Here is a 21,311-nt window from a genome sequence, read left to right as displayed (position 1 = left end):
CGTGGATGACCAGTACGGTTCCGGTTACCGCGCTCGGCTCTCTCCCCCAGGCCCTGGGCTCCCCCCCGGCCGAAGGCTCCGCCCTGCAGGCGGTGCTCCTGGACATGGACGGCACCCTGGTCGACACCGAGGGCTTCTGGTGGGACGTCGAGGTCGAGGTGTTCGCCTCCCTCGGCCACGCCCTCGACGACTCGTGGCGCCATGTCGTGGTCGGCGGCCCCATGACCCGCAGCGCGGGCTTCCTCATCGAGGCGACCGGAGCCGACATCCCCCTGGCCGAACTGACGGTACTGCTCAACGACGGCTTCGAGGACCGCATCTCCAGTGCCCTGCCGCTGATGCCCGGTGCCGCCCGGCTGCTCGCCGAGCTGTCCGAGCACGGCGTCCCCACGGCCCTGGTCTCGGCCTCGCACCGGCGCATCATCGACCGCGTACTGACCTCGCTGGGCGCCCACCACTTCGCGCTGTCGGTCGCCGGCGACGAGGTCCCGCGAACCAAGCCCCACCCCGACCCGTACCTGACCGCCGCCCTCGGTCTCGGTGTGGATCCCGTGCGGTGTGCCGTCGTCGAGGACACGGCGACCGGCGTGGCCGCCGCCGAGGCCGCGGGCTGCCACGTCGTGGCGGTGCCCTCCGTGGCCCCCATCACGCCGGCCGCCCGGCGGACCGTCGTGCCGTCGTTGGAAACGGTCGACCTGACTTTTCTGCGCGGGCTGATGACGGAAATGCGCTAGGGGAGCGGCCTGCGGGACCGGAATTTCCCAAGGCCCGCGTTCCGGCCGGCGGGTTGTGTGTCCGAAGGAATTCGGAGCGCTACCGGCTGGTGAATTCCGGTACTGCCCGGCCCGGTTCTCCTGTGATGTTCACCACCTCTGAAGGGGTCGACAGGGGGGGCGGCGCGTGGTGTCCGCGCCGTTTTTGAGGTCGTTCGCGTTCCCTTGTGTCCCGATTGGTGGAACGCTGCCCCAATCCTGCTCCGTCCACGTTCGCCGGTGCGTTCACACCCGGCTCCACTGCGTGATGGAAGCTCAACTCCGGTCGCTGCGACCCTCCCTGCGGGTGCGGACTAATCTCATCGCGAGAACATCGCCCCCATCCCCGTGGCCGGCAGTAACAACCCCGTATGCCGCATACACGGAGTCGACAGCTCTGGAGAAACTCGAGCATGAACCGCAAGACTTTGGTGCTGGCGGCCGCGATCGGCCTGCTCGCGCCGGTACTCGCCGGCTGTGGCGACACCGGTGGTGGGAGCGGCGGCGGCGACGCGATCGTCGTGGGCACCACGGACCGGTTCACCGTCTCGAAGGAGGAGCCCGCTCCGGTCGACCCGGCGTACGCCTACGACGTCGGCACCTGGAACATCCTGCGCCAGACGGTGCAGACCCTGCTGATCCAGCCGCGTGGCGACGGTGAGCCGGTGCCCGAGGCCGCGGAGAGCTGCGGCTTCACCGACTCCGGCAACGAGCGGTACAGCTGCACCCTGCGCGAAGGCCTGAAGTTCTCGGACGGCTCGCCCGTCACCGCCGCCGATGTGAAGTTCTCCATCGAGCGCGCCCTCTCGATCCAGTCCGACAGCGGTGTGTTCGCACTGCTGTCCACGATCGACACCATCGAGACCAAGGGCGACCGCGAGGTGATCTTCCACCTCAAGTCGGCCGACGCCACCTTCCCCTACAAGCTGTCGACCCCGGTCGCGGGCATCATCAGCGAGAAGAAGTACGACAAGGGCAAGCTGCGCGAAGGGTTCGACGTCGACGGCTCCGGTCCGTACACCCTCGAGACCGAGGTCGAGGACGGTGAACTGGTCCGCGCCACCTACGTCAAGAACCCCTCCTACAAGGGGACCCTGGAAGTGGGCAACGACAAGGTCGAGATGCGCAGCTTCGAGAGCGCCGAGGCCATGGGCCAGGCGCTCGAGGACGATGACATCGACGTCATGTCCCGCAGCATGTCGCCGGAGCAGATCCGGGAACTCGGCAACGACAACGAGGACGCCATCGACCTCGTCGAGTCGCCGGGTCTGGAGATCCGCTACCTGGTCTTCAACACCGAGGCCCCCAGCGTGGAGACCAAGGCCGTCCGCCAGGCCATGGCCCAGATCATCAACCGCAGCGAACTGGTCGCCAAGGTCTACGGCTCCCAGGCCGAGCCGCTGTACTCACTGGTCCCCGCGACCGTCACCGGTCACTCCAACGCGTTCTTCAACAGGTACGGCGACCCCGACGTCTCCAAGGCCCGCCAGCTGCTGGAGAAGGCCGGTGTCACCACCCCGGTGAAGATGACGCTGCACTACACGACCGACCACTACGGTCCCGCCACCAAGGCGGAGTTCGAGCAGCTCAGCAAGCAGCTCAATGACAGCGGCCTGTTCGACACCGACATCAAGGGAGCGGCCTGGGAGACCTTCCGGCCGGACGGACAGAAGGGCAAGTTCGACGTCTACGGCATGGGTTGGTTCCCCGACTACCCGGATGCCGACAACTTCCTCGCCCCGTTCCTGGACGAGGACAACTTCCTCAACTCGCCGTACGCCAACAGCGAGATCCGCAAGGAGCTCATCCCGGAGTCCCGCCGCCAGGCCGACCGGCTCTCCGCGGCCGGCAGCCTGAACGACATCCAGGACATCGTCGCGGAGGACGTGCCCGTGCTGCCCCTGTGGCAGGGCAAGCAGTACAGCGCCGCACGTGACGACATCACCGGCACCGCCTACATGCTCAACTCCTCCTCCACGCTCCAGCTGTGGGAGCTGGGACGAGGCGTGAGCGGCTGACGCCGCGGAGCCCCGAGCGGGCGCGCACACACCGAGGGCGCCTCCGACTTCCATAGGACGGGAAGTCGGAGGCGCCCTCGGTGTGTGGACCGGAGCGGGAGCTACTGCGCCCCCGGGCGCACCAGACCGCTCTCGTACGCGTACACCGCGGCCTGCACCCGGTCACGCAGCCCCAGTTTCGTCAGGACATGACCGACGTGCGTCTTCACGGTCGTCTCACTGACGAACAGGTCCGCGGCGATCTCCGCGTTGGACAGCCCCCGCGCCACCAGCTTCAGCACCTCGACCTCACGGTCGGTCAGGGTGTGCAGTGTGTCCGGCACCGGCTCGTCACCGGACGGCAGATGCGTGGCGTACTTGTCCAGCAGCCGGCGCGTGATGCTAGGGGCCAGCATCGCCTCACCGGCGGCCACCACCCGGATCGCCTGCACCAGTTCATCGGCCGGGGCGTCCTTCAGCAGGAAGCCGCTGGCACCCGCCCGCAGCGCCTCCACCACGTACTCGTCGAGGTCGAACGTCGTGAGCACCAGCACCTTCGCCGGGCCGTCCCGCTCCGGGCCGGTGATCTGCCGGGTGGCCTCCACCCCGTCCATCCGCGGCATGCGGATGTCCATCAGCACCACATCGGGCTGCAGCGCCCGCACCTGCTCCTGGGCCTGGAGGCCGTCTCCGGCCTCACCGACGACCGCGATGTCCTGCTCGGCCTCCAGGATCATCCGGAAGCCCGTACGCAGCAGCGGCTGGTCGTCAACCAGTAGGACGCGGATGGCCACGTGACTCTCCTTCGCTAGTCCGCCCCCATTGTGCCCTGCGCGCCCTGCCCCCCTTGCCTCCGGGGCACATCGGCCGGCGCCGCCCCGGACGCCCGCACCGGCAGCGGATACGGCGGGGGAGTGCCGCCGAACTCCGGGCAGTGCGCCTGGTGGTCGCACCAGCCGCACAGCTTGGTGGGACGTGGCCGCCAGTCACCCGTCTCGGTGGCCAGCCGGATCGCCTCCCACAGGGCCAGCAGCTTGCGCTCCACACGCTCCAGATCGGCGCGGACCGGGTCGTACGTCAGCACATCACCGCTGCCCAGGTACACGAGCTGCAGCCGGCGCGGGATCACCTGCTTCAGCCGCCACACCACCAGGGCGTAGAACTTCATCTGGAACAGCGCGTCCTCCGCGTACTCCGGCCGGGGCGCCTTGCCCGTCTTGTAGTCGACGAGCCGCACCTCGCCGGTGGGCGCCACATCCACCCGGTCGATGATGCCGCGCAGCCTCAGCCCGGAATCCAGCTCGGCCTCGACGAACAGCTCCCGCTCGGCGGGCTCCAGCCGACTCGGATCCTCCAGGGCGAACCAGCGCTCGACCAGCAGCTCCGCCTCCGCCAGCCAGCGCGCCAGCCGCTCACCCTCCGGGTCGTCGGCGAACAGCTCCACGACCTCCGGCCTCGACTCCCGCAGCCGGTCCCACTGGCCCGGGACCAGCTCCTTCGCCCGCGGCGCCGTGCGCTCGGCGGCCGGGGCGTCGAAGAGGCGCTCCAGCACGGCATGCACCAGCGTGCCCCGGGTCGCCGCCTCGCTCGGCTTTTCCGGCAGGCGGTCGATGACCCGGAACCGGTACAGCAGCGGACACCGCATGAAGTCACTGGCACGCGACGGGGACAACGAGGCGGGCGACGCGGCGGTTGCCCCGGGCGGGGCCCCGGCCACCACCGGCGGATCCGCCGCCACGACCGGCATGCTGGAGGGCCGTCCAGTGCCCTCGGTGCTCGTCTCCATGCCCACAGACCTTACGGCCCGGTACTGACAGGACCCGCATGCCAAGGGCGACCACAGGGAGAGAAGGGAAAAGAGGGAAAGGAGGAAAAGGAGGGAAAAGAGGGAAAAGAGGGAAAGAGGGAAAGAGGGAAGAAGAGGAGAGGGCGAGCGGGCACGGTGCCGGACGGCGAGAGACAGGGGTGCCGAGGCGAGACGTGTGGCGACGGCCGCATACCATCGGTACCAGACCCTCCCGTCCGGCAGGCACGGGAAACGCAGCGACGAGGGGACACCGGTGGACGCAAGCGGCGGACGCGGGCAGCCGCGTTCCGGCAACGACGAGCCGGCCGAGCGCCACGCTGGGGCCCCGGCAAGCGCACCCCCCACGGACGGGGGCCGCTTCGACCCGCCCGAAACCACCCCGAGCACCCCCGGCGGCCACACCGCCGACCGTGACCCGTCAGCCCCCGGCGACGCTCCGTCACGGCGGACCGGCGGTACCCCGGCGGAGACCGAGGACACCCCGGCTCCGGCGGACACCGGGGCCACGCCCCGGAACGGGGAGCCCGCGCAACCTCCCGCCCCGGACACCGACGCCCACCCGCAGAACCCGGCAGGTCCAGCCGGCCCGGACCTGCCGGGGGAGCCGGACGAACCGAGTCGGCCCGCCGAGCACCATGGCCCGCGGACCTCGGACGACGGCCGGTCCGAGCCTCCCGCTCCCACGGGCGTTCCGCCCGAGGGCGTTCCGCAGGACGGCCACCGGTCCGCGCCCTCCGAGTCCCACAGCGCCGACCGCACCCCCGCCCACTCCGGACCCGGCAAGGGGCCCGCACCGCGCCCCCCGGAGCAGCAGCGCGGCGGACTGCTGATGGGACGCCCCTTCGGCGTGCCCGTCTACGTCGCCCCCAGCTGGTTCCTCGTCGCCATCCTGATCACCTGGGTCTTCGGCGGCCAGATCGACCGCGTGCTGCCCGAACTCGGCGCCGCCAGCTATCTGGTCTCGCTGTTCTTCGCCGTCGCCTTCTACGCCTCCGTACTCGTCCACGAACTCGCCCACACCCTTGCCGCCCTCCGCTTCAAGCTGCCGGTGCGCCGCATCCAGCTCCAGTTCTTCGGCGGCGTCTCCGAGATCGAGAAGGAGGCGGAGACACCCGGGCGGGAGTTCGTGCTCGCCTTCGTCGGCCCCCTGCTCTCCCTCGCCCTGTCCGGCCTGTTCTACGTCGCCCTGCTCGCCGTCGAACCCAGCTCCGTCCCCGGCGTCCTGCTGGCCGGCCTGATGATCTCCAACCTCATCGTGGCCGCCTTCAACCTCCTGCCCGGCCTCCCCCTCGACGGCGGACGCATGCTCCGCGCGGTCGTCTGGAAACTCACCGGCAAGCCGATGAGCGGCACCATCGCCGCCGCCTGGGTGGGCCGTGCCCTCGCCGTCTCCGTCCTGATCGGCCTTCCCCTGCTCACCCAGTCCGGAGCCCTCGGCTCCGCCGCCGAGGACAGCGTCGGCATGGACACCGTCCTCGACGCGCTGCTCGCCGCCATCCTCGCCGCGATCATCTGGACCGGCGCCGGCAACAGCCTGCGCATGGCCCGCCTGCGCGAACACCTTCCCGAACTGCGTGCCCGCGCCCTCACCCGCCGCGCGGTGCCCGTCGAGACGGACACCCCGCTCTCCGAGGCCCTGCGACGCGCCAACGCCGCCGGAGCCCGGGCCCTCGTCGTCGTCGACCCCGACGGCACCCCGCTCTCCCTGGTGCGCGAGGCCGCCATCGTCGGCGTACCCGAACACCGCCGCCCCTGGGTCCCGGTCAGCGGACTCGCCCAGGACCTCACCGACGGCATGCGCGTCTCCGCCGAGCTCGCGGGAGAGGACCTCCTCGATGCCCTGCGCGCCGCCCCCGCCACCGAGTACCTGGTCGTCGAGGCCACCGGCGAGATCTACGGCGTCCTGTCCGCGGCAGACGTCGAGCGGGCCTTCGTCAAGGCCATGGCCCGCCCCGCCTGACATCCGCCCCGCCCTCGAGTGGTCAGTGGCCCACGTCGGGACCGGTAGGCTGGTCACATGTCCGAACCGACCGGTGCCGCCCGCCGCCGTGGGCCCTTCAAGGTCGGGGACCAGGTACAGCTGACCGACCCCAAGGGCCGCCACTACACGTTCACGCTCGAGGCCGGGAAGAACTTCCACACCCACAAGGGTTCCTTCCCCCACGACGAACTGATCGGCGCACCCGAGGGCAGCGTTGTCCGCACCACCGGGAACGTCGCCTACCTCGCGCTGCGCCCCCTGCTCCCCGACTACGTCCTGTCCATGCCCCGCGGGGCAGCCGTCGTCTACCCCAAGGACGCGGGGCAGATCCTCGCCTTCGCCGACATCTTCCCCGGCGCCCGCGTCGTGGAGGCAGGCGTGGGCTCCGGCTCGCTCAGCAGCTTCCTGCTGCGCGCCATCGGCGACCAGGGCATGCTGCACAGCTACGAACGTCGCGAGGATTTCGCCGAGATCGCCCAGGCCAACGTGGAGCGCTACTTCGGCGGCCCGCACCCAGCCTGGCAGCTCACCGTCGGCGACCTCCAGGACAATCTGTCCGACACCGACGTCGACCGCGTCGTCCTCGACATGCTCGCCCCCTGGGAGTGCCTGGAGGCCGTCTCCAAGGCGCTCGTCCCCGGCGGCATCCTCTGCTGCTACGTCGCGACCACCACCCAGCTCGCCCGGACCGTCGAGTCCATCCGCGAGATCGGCTCCTTCAACGAGCCGACCGCCTGGGAATCCATGATCCGCAACTGGCACATCGAAGGACTGGCCGTCCGCCCGGACCACCGGATGATCGGCCACACCGGCTTCCTGCTCACCGCCCGCCGCCTCGCCGACGGGGTCGAGCCCCCCATGCGCCGACGCCGCCCCGCCAAGGGCGCCTACGGCGAGGACTACTCGGGACCCAACGCCGACGCGGGCACCGCCCGCTGACCCGTCCCAGCCACCACACCAACGCACCGGCGCCGTGGCGCAGTTCCCGGACCGCACCGGGAACTGCGCCACGGCGCCCTCATGTTGACGCGACGGCGGCCGGCGTCCTCCCGGGCCCCGCACCGGAACCGCACACCCCGGCGTTCCCCCGCACTGTGACGTGTGGCACGATGCTGGCCACCCCCACCGGCACAGCCCTCACAGGAGACACTCCTCGTGCAGTCATCCGCCGTCCCGGAACTCGCCCACACGCACACCCGCCCGATCCACTGGGTCGCCACCGCCACGGCCGTCGCCGGAGTCGTGGCGCTCTCCGGCCTGCTGCAGTCCCCAGCCGCGACCGCGGCCCAGACACCCGACCCGCGGACCCCGCAGACCAGGAGTGCCCCGGCGCACGTGGCCCCGCCGGACCCCGCGGACGTCGAGTTCCCGATCGAGTGCGGTCCGGTGCAGGCCGTGGTCAAGAAGGAGGCGGTCGGCGACCTCGACGGCGACGGACGGCCCGAGACCGTGGCGGTCGTCCACTGCGACGCACCCATGGGCACCCCGCCCGACGGCATGTACGTCCTGACCGGGACCGCCGGAGCCGGCACACCACGCGTGGTGGCCACCCTCGTCGACCCCAAGGACCGCACCAACGTCGACGACTTCGCCGTGCGCGACGGCGAGATCACCGCGGCACTCCTCGGCTACTCGTCCTCCGACATACCCAGTTGCTGCCCCGACGTGCGCGAGAGCCTGAAGTGGCACTGGGACAACGGCGCGTTCGTCCGCTCCACGCCCTCCGACGCCCGGAGCATGTGAACCACGCGCGCGTGAGCCGAGAGCGAACATGCGAGAAGTCGGACAGTGGTGACGGAAGGCGTCAAACCGGTCACCCGGCGTCCGGGCCGTACACCTCCACGCCGTCGGCCACGCGCCGCACGTGAATGCACTCGCCCGGACACTCCTTCGCCGAATCGACCACATCCGTGAGGACCGGCAGCGGCACCCGCGCCGTCGCCCCCTCGGCCTGCAACAACTCGTCGTCCGGGCCCTTCACATAAGCCAGACCGTCGATGTCCAGCTCGAACACCTCGGGCGCGTACTGCGCGCAGATGCCGTCACCGGTACACAGGTCCTGGTCGATCCAGACCTCCAGGGCCTCGGCGTCGACTCCGGCCTCCTGCTGCACGCTCATCTCCCCTGCCGTCTCCCGCGTCGGGCCGAACGGGAATCCGGCCAGCTCCGACGGGTGTTGAACACATCGACCCTACCTCCGCCGGGGTTCCCGTCACCCTCGATGGGTATTCCCCTGGCGTGAGGGAGAGCGCAAGGGTGAAGATCGGACACACCTCGACAGTCTTTGTGATCTAGGGGTTTCAATCGACACCCGCCCAGGTAGGGTCTGGAAGCGTCCAGCTCCCCTTGGAGGAGGTGAGGACCGTGGCAGCCCACGACGACGACATGAACCGCGGCATCCGCCCGGGACGCGGGTCCGACGACCCGGCCGGGCAGATCGCCTACCTTGAGCAGGAGATCGCCGTCCTGCGCCGCAAGCTCGCCGACTCTCCGCGACACACGAGGATTCTCGAAGAGCGGATCGTCGAGCTGCAGACCAACCTGGCCGGCGTGTCCGCCCAGAACGAACGACTCGCGGGCACGCTCCGCGAGGCCCGCGACCAGATCGTGGCCCTCAAGGAGGAAGTGGACCGGCTGGCCCAGCCACCGGCCGGCTTCGGAGTTTTCCTCCTGGCGAACGAGGACGGCACCGCCGACATCTTCACCGGCGGCAGAAAGCTCCGGGTGAACGTCAGCCCGAGCGTCGACCTCGACGAGCTCCGGCGCGGCCAGGAAGTGATGCTCAACGAAGCGCTCAACGTGGTCGAGGCCATGGAGTTCGAGCGCGTCGGTGACATCGTCACCCTCAAGGAGATCCTCGAGGACGGGGAACGAGCCCTCGTCCTCGGGCACACCGACGAGGAGCGGGTGGTCCGGCTCGCCGAACCCCTGCTGGGCATCACCATCCGCCCCGGTGACGCCCTCCTGCTCGAACCCCGCTCCGGGTACGTCTACGAGATCGTCCCGAAGAGCGAGGTCGAGGAGCTCGTCCTCGAAGAAGTCCCCGACATCGGCTACGAGCAGATCGGTGGCCTCGGCAACCAGATCGAAGCCATCCGCGACGCCGTCGAGCTGCCCTACCTCTATCCGGACCTGTTCAGGGAGCACGAACTGCGCCCGCCCAAGGGCGTACTGCTCTACGGGCCTCCCGGATGCGGCAAGACGCTCATCGCCAAGGCCGTCGCCAACTCGCTGGCCAAGAAGGTCGCCGAGGTCACCGGCCAGGCCGCGGGCAAGAGCTTCTTCCTCAACATCAAGGGCCCCGAGCTGCTGAACAAGTACGTCGGCGAGACCGAGCGGCAGATCCGCCTGGTCTTCCAGCGGGCCCGCGAGAAGGCCAGCGAGGGCACTCCCGTCATCGTCTTCTTCGACGAGATGGAATCCCTCTTCCGCACCCGCGGCTCCGGCGTCAGCTCCGACGTGGAGAACACCATCGTCCCGCAGCTCCTCGCCGAGATCGACGGCGTGGAGGGCCTGCAGAACGTGGTCGTGATCGGTGCCTCCAACCGTGAGGACATGATCGACCCCGCCATCCTGCGGCCCGGCCGGCTCGATGTGAAGATCAAGATCGAACGTCCGGACGCCGAGGCGGCCAAGGACATCTTCGGCAAGTACCTCACCCAGCGCCTCCCGCTGCACGGCGAGGACATCGCCGAGCACGGCGGCGACAGGGGCATGACGGTCCAGAGCATGATCCAGACCGCCGTGGAACAGATGTACGCCGAAAGCGAGGAAAACCGCTTCCTGGAAGTCACGTACGCCAACGGAGACAAGGAAGTCCTCTACTTCAAGGACTTCAACTCCGGCGCCATGATCGAGAACATCGTCGGCCGCGCCAAGAAGATGGCGATCAAGGACTTCCTCGAGAAGAGCCAGAAGGGTCTCCGCGTCTCCCACCTGCTCCAGGCGTGTGTGGACGAGTTCAAGGAGAACGAGGACCTGCCCAACACCACCAACCCGGACGACTGGGCCCGAATCTCCGGTAAGAAGGGTGAGCGGATTGTTTACATCCGCACCCTCATCACCGGAAAGCAGGGCGCGGACACGGGACGCTCCATCGACACGGTGGCAAACACCGGTCAATACCTGTAAAAAGCAGGGCGGCTGCGGGTGCCCTCGACGGGTACCCGCAGCCGACTGCTTTTCGGCACACGACCGGGAACACGGCAAAGACGCAAATGATCTCCCCACCAGCGCAAAGGCGTTCTAGGCTCTTCGGTACCGCCGAGTCGCGCAGTGCGGGGACGGGCACCGCACACGCACGGAGCGCCAGCGGTACTTGAGCAGCGCCCCCGACCGGGGACGCCGCCGGGCAAGGAGGGCCGCATGACTGTACGGCGAGTAATGGGCATCGAGACGGAGTACGGGATCTCCGTCCCCGGCCACCCCAACGCCAATGCCATGCTCACCTCGTCCCAGATCGTGAACGCCTACGCGGCGGCGATGCACCGGGCCCGCCGGGCCCGCTGGGACTTCGAGGAGGAGAACCCGCTGCGCGACGCGCGAGGCTTCGACCTCGCACGAGAGGCCGCCGACGCCAGCCAGCTCACCGACGAGGACATCGGCCTCGCCAATGTCATTCTCACCAACGGCGCGCGACTCTACGTCGACCACGCGCACCCCGAATACAGCGCCCCGGAGGTCACCAACCCCCGTGACGCCGTCCTCTGGGACAAGGCCGGCGAACGCATCATGGCCGAGGCCGCGGAGCGGGCGGCGGCGCTTCCCGGCGCCCAGCCCATCCACCTGTACAAGAACAACACCGACAACAAGGGCGCCTCCTACGGCACCCACGAGAACTACCTGATGAGGCGGGAGACCCCGTTCTCGGACATCGTCCGCCACCTCACCCCGTTCTTCGTCTCCCGCCAGGTCTTCGCCGGCGCGGGCCGCGTCGGCATCGGCCAGGACGGTCACGAGCACGGCTTCCAGCTCAGCCAGCGCGCGGACTACTTCGAGGTCGAGGTCGGCCTCGAGACCACGCTGAAGCGCCCCATCATCAACACCCGCGACGAACCGCACGCCGACGCCGAGAAACACCGCCGGCTCCACGTGATCATCGGCGACGCGAACCTGTCCGAGATCTCCACCTACCTGAAGCTCGGCACGACCGCGCTCGTCCTGTCGATGATCGAGGACGGCTTCGTCGCCGTGGACCTCGCGGTCGACCAGCCCGTACGGACGCTGCACCAGGTCTCGCACGACCCGAGCCTGAAACGGCTCGTCACCCTCCGCAGCGGTCGCACACTCACCGCCGTCCAGCTCCAGATGGAGTACTACGAGCTCTCCCGCAAATACGTCGAAGAACGGTACGGGGCCGACGCCGACGACCAGACCAAGGACGTCCTGGCCCGCTGGGAGGACACCCTCAACCGTCTGGAGAACGACCCCATGAGCCTGGCCGGCGAGCTGGACTGGGTCGCCAAGCGGGAACTCATGGAGGGCTACCGGCGCAGGGACGACCTGGACTGGGACGCCGCCCGACTGCACCTCGTCGACCTCCAGTACGCCGACGTACGCCCCGACAAGGGGCTCTACAACCGCCTGGCCGCCCGCGGCCGCATGAAGCGGCTGCTGGACGAGAGGGACATCGAGCGGGCCCGCACGAAGCCGCCGGAGGACACCCGCGCCTACTTCCGCGGACGCTGCCTGGAGCAGTACGCGGACGATGTGGCGGCGGCTTCCTGGGACTCGGTGATCTTCGATCTGCCGGGCCGGGACTCGCTCCAGCGCGTCCCAACCCTGGAACCGCTTCGCGGAACGCGTAATCACGTCAAGGAGCTCCTGGACCGCTGCCGCACGGCAGAAGACCTGGTCAGGGTGTTGTCCGGGAACTGAACCACGATCTGGGAACCCGGGAGGGGCCGGCCGGGCAGGGTGGAAGACCCCGGAGCCGGGAATCATCGAGACGGTCCCCGTACGTTGGAGCAAGTACGGGGGCACGGTCGGGCCAGGCTTGTAGGGTCTGATCAACACTGATCGGCGCAATGCCGACCATGTCGGGCGAGCTGAGCGGGGTGAGGGTTATGGCAACGAAGGACACCGGCGGCGGGCAGCAGAAGGCCACACGCTCCACGGAGGAGGTCGAGGAGCAGACGCAGGACGCGCAGGCCTCCGAGGACCTCAAGGAGCGCCAGGAAAAACTGAACGATGACGTGGACTCCGTACTCGACGAGATCGACGATGTGCTCGAGGAGAATGCCGAGGACTTCGTGCGGTCCTTCGTGCAGAAGGGCGGCCAGTAGGCCGGAGCGGCCTTCGAGTCGAAGGTCGCGGGTCAGGGTCGTGGGTACGGGGGAGTAGCTGGTGAAGAGCTGCCCGCGGTGCGGTCGGTCCGCACCGCGGGCAGCCTTCGCCGGTGGCGGAATGCCCCGGCCATACATGTGGATCACTGCCGCAAGACGGGTAGGGTCCGTGGCGTACCGTGCATCAACTGCAATTCGGCCATCGGCAAGTTGGGAGACGATCCCGACGCCATCCGTCGGGCTGCCGCCTATCTGGAGGGAACCTCGTGGAAGCCAACACTCCTAGCACCGGGCGGCTGCCGGCCGCTTTCCTGACGCCAGGGTCTTCCTCCTTCATGGACTTCCTCTCCGATCACCAGCCCGAGATGCTGCCGGGCCGGCGGAAGCTGCCGCCGCTCCAGGGAGCGGTCGAGGCGCCGCACGGCACGACGATCGTGGCCGCGAGCTTTCCCGGTGGTGTCGTGCTCGCCGGTGACCGCCGGGCCACCATGGGCAACGTCATCGCTCAGCGGGACATCGAGAAGGTGTTCCCGGCGGACGAGTACTCGGCGGTGGGCATCGCCGGTACGGCGGGGCTCGCCGTGGAGATGGTGAAGCTGTTCCAGCTGGAGCTGGAGCACTTCGAGAAGGTCGAGGGGACGCAGCTGTCCCTGGAGGGCAAGGCGAACCGGCTGTCGACCATGATCCGGTCCAACCTCGCGATGGCGATGCAGGGCCTGGCCGTGGTCCCGCTGTTCGCGGGGTACGACATGGACCGGGAGAAGGGGCGGATCTTCTCCTACGACGTCACGGGCGGACGCTCGGAGGAGCAGGGGTACGCCGCCACCGGTTCCGGGTCCGTCTTCGCGCGCAGCGCCATGAAGAAGCTCTTCCGGGACGACCTGAGCGAGGCCGAGGCGACCACACTGGTCGTGCAGGCCCTGTACGACGCGGCGGACGACGACTCGGCGACCGGCGGTCCCGATGTCGCCCGGCGGATCTACCCGATTGTCACGGTGATCACCGAGGACGGCTACCGCAGGCTCTCCGAGGACGAGGCGTCCGGGATTGCCCGGTCCGTGCTGGAGCGGCGGCTGGAGCAGCCGGACGGCCCTCGGGCCTCGCTGCTGTAGGGCGGGCGGTTCGATGCCGAGGGACCTCCATCCAGTGACTTCGACAGAAAGGGACGGTTGAACCGTGTCGACGCCGTTCTATGTCTCACCCCAGCAGGCGATGGCCGACCGGGCGGAGTACGCCCGCAAGGGGATCGCCCGTGGCCGCAGCCTGGTCGTGCTGCAGTACGCCGACGGCATCGTGTTCGTCGGTGAGAACCCGTCCCGTGCGCTGCACAAGTTCAGCGAGATCTACGACCGGATCGGCTTCGCCGCCGCCGGTAAGTACAACGAGTACGAGAACCTGCGGATCGGCGGTGTGCGCTACGCCGATCTGCGGGGTTACACCTATGACCGTGACGACGTGACCGCCCGGGGCCTGGCGAACGTGTATGCGCAGACGCTGGGGACGATCTTCTCGAGTGCGGCGGAGAAGCCGTACGAGGTGGAGCTGGTGGTGGCCGAGGTCGGGGAGACCCCGGAGGGCGACCAGATCTACCGGTTGCCGCACGACGGCTCCATCGTGGACGAGCACGGCTCGGTCGCGGTGGGGGGCAACGCGGAGCAGATCAGCGGGTACCTGGATCAGCGCCACCGGGACGGGATGACGCTGGCCCAGGCGCTGGAGCTGGCGGTGCAGTCGTTGTCGCGGGACACCAACGGCGGTGAGCGGGAGATTCCCGCGGAGCGGCTGGAGGTGGCGGTGCTGGACCGCACGCGGCCGCAGCAGCGGAAGTTCCGGCGGATCACGGGGCGGCAGCTGGCGCGGCTGCTGGAGGCCGGCGGCGCGGAGACGGTGTCCGAGGCGGAGGCCGAGGCGGACACGGAGACCGGGGCCGGGAGCGAGGAGTAGGCACGTCCGGAGCGGGCCTGTCGGTGACGGGGCGGGGGCCATCCCCGCCCCGTCACCTTTCCGCCTCAGGGGTGTGCGGTGGCCGGGCCGGTCGAGCCTCGGGGCACGAGGTGGACGGGGATGTCCCCGGCTTCGGGGGCGCGGTGGTCCAGGACCGCGAGGAGGGCCTGCATGCCGCGTTCGCCGAAGAGCTCCGCGTCGAGGCGGACCGTGGTGAGTTCCGGGTCGAGGGCCGTGGCCAGGGCCAGGTCGTCGAAGCCGGTGACGGAGAGGTCGTCGGGGATGCGCAGGCCGAGACGCCGGGCCGCCTTGTAGGTGCCGGCCGCGAGCTGGTCGTCGTCGCAGATGACGGCGGTGGGGCGCTCGGGTCCGGCGAGGGCGGCCTGGGCGGCGGTGACGGCGCCCCGGATGGAGATGGGCGAGCGGGCCGTGCGGAGCGTGGTGCCGGGGGCCGCGGCCAGTCGGGTGGTCAGTTCGCGGGCGCGTACCTCGAAGGTCCAGGAGGGGACGTCGGCCGCCAGGTGCAGGAAGCTGCGGTGGCCCAGGGCCACGAGGTGGCGGGTGATCTGGCGGATGCCGTCGGCGATGTCGAGGTTGACCGTGGCGGCGCCCGGGTCGCTCTCGGGGTCGCTGTCGAGCATGACCAGGGGGAGCTGGTCGCCGCGGATGTCGGTCAGGGCGTCGGCGGCCATGGAGGAGGCGATGACGCCGTCGAGCGCGGCCTGCGCCGAGGCGAAGGGGTTGCGGGCGGGGCCGATGCCCTCGGGGGAGGGGTAGAGGACCAGGCCGAAGCCGTGCTGGGCGGCGATGCGGGCGGCTCCGGTGTAGACGCCGGCGAAGAACTCGGTGGTGAGGGCGGGGACGACGAGGAGGACGGTGCGGGTGTGTCCGAGGCGCAGATTGCGGGCGGCGAGGTTGGGGCGGTAGCCGAGGCGGTGCGCGGCATCGCGTACGCGTTGCGCGGTGGCCTCCGAGACACGGCCGCGCCATTTGTCGCCCATGACGAGGGACACGGCGGCCTGGGAGACGCCGGCGGCTTGGGCGACGTCCCTGCTCGTGGGGCGGATCTGGGCTCGGGCCACCGTGGGGCCGCTCCTTCGACTGGACTGTGTATGGACTGCGTATGGACTGGTGAACAGCCGACATGGTACGTATGGGGACGCTCGTTATACGTACAACGTCGATGATTCCGGTGGACGCCGGTAGTGAGTGGAGGCGCGGCATGGCCACGGGGTACCTGGAGATCCTCCGGGCGCGGCACGCCACTCGGCTGCTGGTGGGCACGTTGGTCGGGCGGCTGCCCAACGCGACCGCGGCCATCGCGATCGTGTTGTTCGTTCGTGCGCAGGGCGGTTCGTACAGTCTGGCCGGTGCCCTGGCGGCGGTGTACGGCGTCGCCAACGCGGTCGGCCAGCCGGTGCTGGGGCGCCTGGTGGATCTGCGGGGGCAGCCGCGGGTGCAGTTGCCGGCCGCGGTGCTGTCGGCGCTGGCGATGGCGGTCTTCGCCTTCGTGGGGATCGAGCCGCGGGCCGCGGCCTACGCGTCGGTGGCCGCCGCGGGGCTGTTCACACCGCCGTTGGAGGGCGGTCTGCGGGCCCTGTGGTCCTCGGTGCTGCACCGGGAGGAGCAGGTCCACCGGGCGTACGCGATGGACGCGGTGGCGCAGGAGGTCATGTTCACCGTCGGTCCGCTGCTGGTGACGGTGTGCGCGTCGCTGTGGTCGCCCCAGGCCGCGCTGCTGGTGCTGAACGTGCTGGGGGTGCTGGGCGCCCTGTCCGTGGTGGTGTCGGCGCCCTCGCGTGCGTGGCGGTCGGCGCCGCGTGAGGCGCACTGGCTGGGCGCGCTGCGCTCACCGGGGCTGCTGGCGCTGCTGGGGGCCTTCCTGTTCGTCGGTGTCGCGATGGGGTCCATCACGGTGGCGTCGGTGCCGTACGCGGACGGACACGGGGGCGACCATGTGTACGGCTGGCTGATGGCGGGTCTCGGTTTCGGTGCGCTCATCGGCGGTATGGCGTACGGGGCGCGGCAGTGGGCGGGGGAGCCGGCGCGGCGACTTCAGGTGCTGGTCGCGTTTCTGGCGGTGTGTTACCTGCCGCTGACGCTGATGCCGGGCGCGGTGGCGATGACCTTCCTCACGGTGCTCGCGGGTGTGTTCCTGGCCCCGGTGATCGCCTGTGCCTTCGTGCTGGTGGACCGGCACGCGCCGGCCGGCACGGTCACGGAGGCGTTCTCGTGGCTGGTGACGATGTTCACGGTGGGCGCCTCGGTGGGAACGGGCCTGGCGGGCCCGGTGGTCGAGGCGGGCGGCGCGCAGTGGGGGTTCGCGGTTCCGGCCGCCGCGGGCGCTGTGGCTTTGCTGGTTTTGATTTCCACCGGAAGGGTATTGGCGGTTGCCGCTCACGGGGCGGTCGTTGCGGTCGGTTCGGAAAATGATCCGAACCGTGCCCTCGAACCTCGTTTGGGTTCAGGGGATCGGGCGTAATGTTCAGTCATGGACCGCCGCATTTTCGGGCTGGAGAACGAGTACGGCGTCACGTGCACGTTCAGGGGACAGCGGCGCCTGTCTCCTGACGAGGTGGCGCGGTACCTCTTCCGCCGTGTTGTGTCATGGGGCCGAAGCAGCAATGTTTTCCTGCGCAACGGCGCCCGTCTCTATCTCGACGTGGGGTCGCATCCGGAATACGCCACGCCCGAATGTGACAACGTGACCGAGCTGGTCACGCACGACAAGGCCGGGGAGCGCATTCTCGAAGGGCTCCTGGTGGACGCCGAACGACGCCTGCACGAGGAGGGAATCGCAGGCGACGTCTACCTGTTCAAGAACAACACCGACTCGGCGGGCAACTCGTACGGGTGCCACGAGAACTATCTGGTGGCACGGCACGGGGAGTTCTCGCGACTCGCGGACATCCTCATCCCGTTCCTGGTGACCCGCCAGCTGCTGTGCGGTGCCGGGAAGGTGCTGCAGACGCCGCGTGGTGCCGTCTACTGCGTCAGTCAGCGGGCGGAGCACATCTGGGAGGGCGTCTCCTCGGCGACGACCCGTTCCCGGCCGATCATCAACACGCGCGACGAACCGCACGCGGACGCCGAGCGCTATCGTCGACTGCACGTCATCGTGGGCGACTCGAACATGTCCGAGACGACCATGCTGCTGAAGGTCGGTGCCACCGATCTGGTGCTGCGCATGATCGAGGCGGGCACGGTGATGCGTGACCTCACCCTGGAGAACCCGATCCGGGCGATCCGCGAGGTGAGCCATGACATCACCGGCCGCCGCAAGGTCCGCCTGGCGAGCGGCCGTGAGGCCTCCGCGCTGGAGGTGCAGCGCGAGTACTACGAGAAGGCGCTGGACTTCTGCGAGCGTCGTGGTATCCGCACCGGCACCGTCGAGCGGGTGCTCGAACTGTGGGGCCGTACGCTGGACGCGATCGAGGCCGAGGACCTCGACCGCATCGACACCGAGATCGACTGGGTCATGAAGTACAAGCTCCTCGAGCGGTACCGGGCCAAGCACAACATGACCATGTCGCATCCGCGGGTCGCGCAGATAGACCTCGCCTACCACGACATCCACCGCCGTCGCGGTCTCTACTACCTGCTGGAGAAGAAGGGGCAGGCCGCCCGGATCTGCGACGATCTGAAGATCTTCGAGGGCAAATCCGTTCCGCCGCAGACCACCCGGGCGCGGTTGCGCGGTGACTTCATCCGCCGGGCGCAGGAGCAGCGGCGGGACTTCACCGTCGACTGGGTCCATCTCAAGCTCAACGACCAGGCACAGCGGACGGTGTTGTGCAAGGACCCGTTCCGGTCGGTGGACGAGCGGGTGGAGAAGCTGATCGCCGGAATGTGAGACATGGGGTTCCGCGGATCCCACGAACCGCGGAACGTCACACGGGCGCCGCACGTTACTCAGTGCGGCGCCCTTCTCACGCCGTAGAGTTGCACGGACGCTACCCACAGGATCGACGATTACGAGGCCCCCACCGTGCGCCGACGCTCACTCCTCATTGCCGTACCCGCCGGACTGGCCACTCTCGCCGCGTGCGGCGACGGTGGGTCCGATTCGAGCAAGGCCAGCGAGAGCGCCTCGCCGTCGGCTCCGGAGGCCTCGGCCGCGCCGTCGCCGAAGATCGTCGACGGTCCGCTGCCGGCGATCACCGAGGGCGTGAAGTTCGGCGAGAAACCCACGGTCGAGAAGGGCAGCGGTGAGCCGTCCAAGGACCTCGCGGTGAAGACGGTCATCGCGGGCGGCGGCAGGACCATCGCGGAGAACGACTTCGTGGTGGCCCACTACCTGGGCCAGGTGTGGAGCACCGCGAAGGTGTTCGACAACTCCTACGACCGCAAGAGCCCGCTGGCGATCCAGCTGGCCCAGGGCAGCGTCATCGACGGCTGGCGGTACGCGCTGATCGGCCGGAAGACCGGCAGCCGGGTCGAGATGGCGATCCCGCCCACCTGGGGATACGGCATGCAGGGCAATGAGCAGGCGGGCATCAAGGGCACCGACACGCTGGTGTTCGTGGTGGACGTGCAGGACGCGTTCAACGCCAAGAGCTCTGCCAAGGGCACCGAGGTCGCCCAGGACGACATCGGTCTGCCCAAGGTGGGCACCAACACCGACGGCGAGGCCCCTGACATCAAGGTGCCCGACGCGGCCGCCCCGAAGAAGCTCGTGTCGAGCTACGTGCTGGAGGGCGACGGCCCGGAGGTCGGTGCCGAGGACAGTGTGCTCGTGCAGTACAAGGGCGTGTTGTGGGACGGCGGCAAGGAGTTCGACTCGACGTACTCCCGGAAGCAGCTGACCTCGTTCTCGTTGCAGCAGGTCGTCAAGGGCTGGGCGCAGGGACTCACCGGGAAGAAGGTGGGCAGCCGGGTCCTCATCGTCATTCCGCCGGAGCTGGGTTACGGCGACAACCCGCCGCAGGGCAGTGACATCAAGAAGGACTCCACACTGGTCTTCTCGGTCGACATCCTCGCGAAGTTGTGACCGCGCGTGATGTAAGACTGTGTGTGTTCGCCTTTCCGCAGACAAGCAGGAGCGTTAGACGTGAGCATCGACAAGCCCGAGATCGACTTCCCGGGCGGCGAGCCCCCGGCGGAGCTCGAGATCAAGGACATCTGGGAGGGCGACGGGGAGGTGGCGCAGGCGGGTCAGACCGTCACCGTCCACTACGTCGGTGTCGCCTTCAGCACGGGTGAGGAGTTCGACGCCAGCTGGAACCGTGGCACTCCGTTCCGCTTCCCGCTGGGCGGCGGCCGGGTCATCCAGGGCTGGGACCAGGGCGTGCAGGGCATGAAGGTCGGCGGCCGTCGCCAGCTGACCATTCCCGCCCACCTCGCCTACGGCAACCAGAGCCCGACTCCGGCGATCAAGCCCGGCGAGACACTGATCTTCGTGGTCGACCTGCTCGGCGTGTGATCGCCCGTTCGATCGCGGCCTGATCACCGGCGGGTCGGGTTGCGACCGGAGTCGATCATCTGGGGTCCATGCCTGCCCGGGCATGGGCCCTCGGCTTTTGCCGCGCCACCACGGGGCGGTACGGTCATCGGACTGAGCACCATAGGGAGGCGAAGGGCGTCGATGGCCATTGCCAAGGCCGAGCGGCTGATGAACCTGGCGCTGTGTCTGCTGGGGACGCGGCGGCCACTGAGCAAGCGTGAGCTGCGCGAGTCCGTCGAGGCCTACCTCGAGGCGGCCTCCGACGACGCCTTCAACCGGATGTTCGAGCGCGACAAGGACGATCTGCGCGAACTCGGGCTCGTCATCGAGACCGTCGAGAACCTCGACGGCGAGGTCGGCTATCTGGCCCGGCGGGACAGCAACCGCCTGCCGCCCATCACCCTCGACGCGGAGGAGGCCGCCGCCCTGGGGCTGGCGGCCAAGGTGTGGCAGCAGGCCAGGCTGGCCGGCGCGGCCAGCGGTGCCCTGCAGAAGCTGCGGGCGGCGGGGCTGCCCGAGGACGTCGACCCCTACGGGGCGCACGGCGCGCTCGAGCCGCGCATCCCCGTGCACGAGGCCGCCTTCGAACCGCTGATGCTGGCCTGCCGCGACCGTCGGCCGGTCGTCTTCGACTACCGCAAGGCCAACGCCGTGCAACCCGAATCCCGCCATGTCGAGCCATGGGCGCTGGAATGCTGGCGGGGCCACTGGTATCTGGCGGGCTGGGACCGCGACCGAGGCGCCGAGCGGGTGTTCCGGTTGTCCCGGATCACCGGCAAGGTGCGCTCCCGCGGCACTCGTTACACCACCCCGGTGCCGGACGTCGTCACCGTCCGCGAGACGGTGGCGAGCTGGGCGGGGGAGAGCGCCGACCGCTCCGCGCGCATCCGGCTGCGCTCCGACGCGGGGTACCCCCTTCGGGCGAAAGCCACCGCGGTGCGGGAACTCGGTGACGGCTGGGAAGAGTTGGAGATTCCGTACGGGCACGGCCTGGACGCCTGGCTGGTGGAGTTCGGAGCGGACGTGGTGGTCCTGGAACCCGCCGAGCTGCGGGCCGACGTGGTGGACCGGCTGCGCGCCGTCGCCAAGGGCTGAGGGGGACG

Annotated in this window: 19 protein-coding genes and 1 pseudogene; 16 read left to right on the top strand and 4 right to left on the bottom strand. The window is 69.5% G+C overall.

The features are described from left to right. Window positions 1-5: 5 nt before the first annotated feature. Window positions 6-734 carry an HAD family phosphatase gene (locus DIZ27_RS23780; protein ID WP_109380485.1) on the top strand — a complete coding sequence of 243 codons (729 nt, stop codon included), beginning with the start codon at window positions 6-8 and terminating at the stop codon, window positions 732-734. Window positions 735-1,165: 431 nt separating this feature from the next. After that, window positions 1,166-2,770 carry an ABC transporter substrate-binding protein gene (locus DIZ27_RS23770; RefSeq protein WP_109380483.1) on the top strand — a complete coding sequence of 535 codons (1,605 nt, stop codon included), beginning with the start codon at window positions 1,166-1,168 and terminating at the stop codon, window positions 2,768-2,770. Between the two features lie 101 nt (window positions 2,771-2,871). On the opposite strand, the gene DIZ27_RS23765 is transcribed toward DIZ27_RS23770, so the two are convergent. Then, entirely contained in the window at window positions 2,872-3,543 is a 672-nt protein-coding gene (locus tag DIZ27_RS23765; protein WP_109380482.1) for a response regulator transcription factor, read from the bottom strand. A gap of 14 nt (window positions 3,544-3,557) precedes the next feature. Beyond that, on the bottom strand, window positions 3,558-4,535 hold the full coding sequence (locus tag DIZ27_RS23760; RefSeq protein ID WP_109380481.1) for a RecB family exonuclease: 978 nt from the start codon (window positions 4,533-4,535) through the stop codon (window positions 3,558-3,560). Between the two features lie 274 nt (window positions 4,536-4,809). Between DIZ27_RS23760 and DIZ27_RS23755 the strand changes: the two genes are divergently transcribed. From DIZ27_RS23755 to DIZ27_RS23745, 3 genes are all read left to right on the top strand, one after another. Continuing rightward, the gene (locus DIZ27_RS23755) at window positions 4,810-6,516 is read left to right on the top strand and encodes a site-2 protease family protein (protein ID WP_109380480.1); all 1,707 of its coding nucleotides are present in this window, start codon (window positions 4,810-4,812) and stop codon (window positions 6,514-6,516) included. A gap of 57 nt (window positions 6,517-6,573) precedes the next feature. Next, window positions 6,574-7,476, top strand: a complete 903-nt coding sequence (locus DIZ27_RS23750) for a tRNA (adenine-N1)-methyltransferase (protein ID WP_109380479.1) — start codon at window positions 6,574-6,576, stop codon at window positions 7,474-7,476. Between the two features lie 216 nt (window positions 7,477-7,692). Continuing rightward, complete coding sequence (locus tag DIZ27_RS23745; RefSeq protein WP_109380478.1) at window positions 7,693-8,280, top strand: hypothetical protein; 588 nt, start codon at window positions 7,693-7,695, stop codon at window positions 8,278-8,280. A 70-nt stretch (window positions 8,281-8,350) separates the two neighbouring features. On the opposite strand, the gene DIZ27_RS23740 is transcribed toward DIZ27_RS23745, so the two are convergent. Beyond that, the gene (locus DIZ27_RS23740) at window positions 8,351-8,656 is read right to left on the bottom strand and encodes a ferredoxin (RefSeq protein WP_109380477.1); all 306 of its coding nucleotides are present in this window, start codon (window positions 8,654-8,656) and stop codon (window positions 8,351-8,353) included. 245 nt (window positions 8,657-8,901) lie between these two features. On the opposite strand from DIZ27_RS23740, the gene arc reads away from it, so the two are divergent. From arc to prcA, 6 genes and pseudogenes are all read left to right on the top strand, one after another. Further along, window positions 8,902-10,668, top strand: a complete 1,767-nt coding sequence (gene arc / locus DIZ27_RS23730) for a proteasome ATPase (protein ID WP_109380475.1) — start codon at window positions 8,902-8,904, stop codon at window positions 10,666-10,668. Between the two features lie 234 nt (window positions 10,669-10,902). Continuing rightward, window positions 10,903-12,414: a depupylase/deamidase Dop gene (gene dop, locus DIZ27_RS23725; RefSeq protein ID WP_375231999.1), complete on the top strand. Its 1,512-nt coding sequence runs from the start codon at window positions 10,903-10,905 to the stop codon at window positions 12,412-12,414. Window positions 12,415-12,602: 188 nt separating this feature from the next. Beyond that, window positions 12,603-12,821: a ubiquitin-like protein Pup gene (locus tag DIZ27_RS23720; RefSeq protein ID WP_109380473.1), complete on the top strand. Its 219-nt coding sequence runs from the start codon at window positions 12,603-12,605 to the stop codon at window positions 12,819-12,821. Between the two features lie 123 nt (window positions 12,822-12,944). Beyond that, window positions 12,945-13,136: pseudogene (locus DIZ27_RS23715) on the top strand (endonuclease domain-containing protein); the annotation flags it as partial. Further along, window positions 13,088-13,933 (top strand): proteasome subunit beta, encoded by an 846-nt coding sequence (prcB, locus tag DIZ27_RS23710; protein ID WP_109380472.1) that lies wholly within the window; start codon window positions 13,088-13,090, stop codon window positions 13,931-13,933. The pseudogene DIZ27_RS23715 and the gene prcB, both read left to right, overlap by 49 nt. 64 nt (window positions 13,934-13,997) lie before the next feature. After that, window positions 13,998-14,765, top strand: coding sequence for a proteasome subunit alpha (gene prcA, locus DIZ27_RS23705; protein ID WP_109380471.1), 768 nt, complete (start codon window positions 13,998-14,000; stop codon window positions 14,763-14,765). Between the two features lie 65 nt (window positions 14,766-14,830). On the opposite strand, the gene DIZ27_RS23700 is transcribed toward prcA, so the two are convergent. Further along, a complete protein-coding gene (locus DIZ27_RS23700; RefSeq protein WP_109380470.1) occupies window positions 14,831-15,847 on the bottom strand; it encodes a LacI family DNA-binding transcriptional regulator in 1,017 nt (338 codons plus the stop codon). Window positions 15,848-15,987: 140 nt separating this feature from the next. On the opposite strand from DIZ27_RS23700, the gene DIZ27_RS23695 reads away from it, so the two are divergent. The 5 genes from DIZ27_RS23695 to DIZ27_RS23675 all read left to right on the top strand — a co-directional run bounded on the left by DIZ27_RS23695 (window position 15,988) and on the right by DIZ27_RS23675 (window position 21,303). Then, window positions 15,988-17,247, top strand: a complete 1,260-nt coding sequence (locus tag DIZ27_RS23695; RefSeq protein ID WP_109380469.1) for an MFS transporter — start codon at window positions 15,988-15,990, stop codon at window positions 17,245-17,247. Window positions 17,248-17,256: 9 nt separating this feature from the next. Further along, the gene (gene pafA, locus DIZ27_RS23690) at window positions 17,257-18,618 is read left to right on the top strand and encodes a Pup--protein ligase (protein ID WP_109380468.1); all 1,362 of its coding nucleotides are present in this window, start codon (window positions 17,257-17,259) and stop codon (window positions 18,616-18,618) included. Between the two features lie 135 nt (window positions 18,619-18,753). Continuing rightward, window positions 18,754-19,755 carry an FKBP-type peptidyl-prolyl cis-trans isomerase gene (locus tag DIZ27_RS23685; RefSeq protein WP_109380467.1) on the top strand — a complete coding sequence of 334 codons (1,002 nt, stop codon included), beginning with the start codon at window positions 18,754-18,756 and terminating at the stop codon, window positions 19,753-19,755. 60 nt (window positions 19,756-19,815) lie between these two features. Continuing rightward, window positions 19,816-20,187 (top strand): FKBP-type peptidyl-prolyl cis-trans isomerase, encoded by a 372-nt coding sequence (locus tag DIZ27_RS23680; protein ID WP_109380466.1) that lies wholly within the window; start codon window positions 19,816-19,818, stop codon window positions 20,185-20,187. Window positions 20,188-20,349: 162 nt separating this feature from the next. Further along, window positions 20,350-21,303 carry a YafY family protein gene (locus DIZ27_RS23675; RefSeq protein ID WP_109380465.1) on the top strand — a complete coding sequence of 318 codons (954 nt, stop codon included), beginning with the start codon at window positions 20,350-20,352 and terminating at the stop codon, window positions 21,301-21,303. Window positions 21,304-21,311: the final 8 nt, after the last annotated feature.

It is taken from the genome of Streptomyces sp. NWU339 (assembly GCF_003143855.1).
In the GTDB taxonomy this organism is placed as follows: domain Bacteria; phylum Actinomycetota; class Actinomycetes; order Streptomycetales; family Streptomycetaceae; genus Streptomyces.
This window is presented reverse-complemented; position numbering and strand designations above follow the sequence as displayed.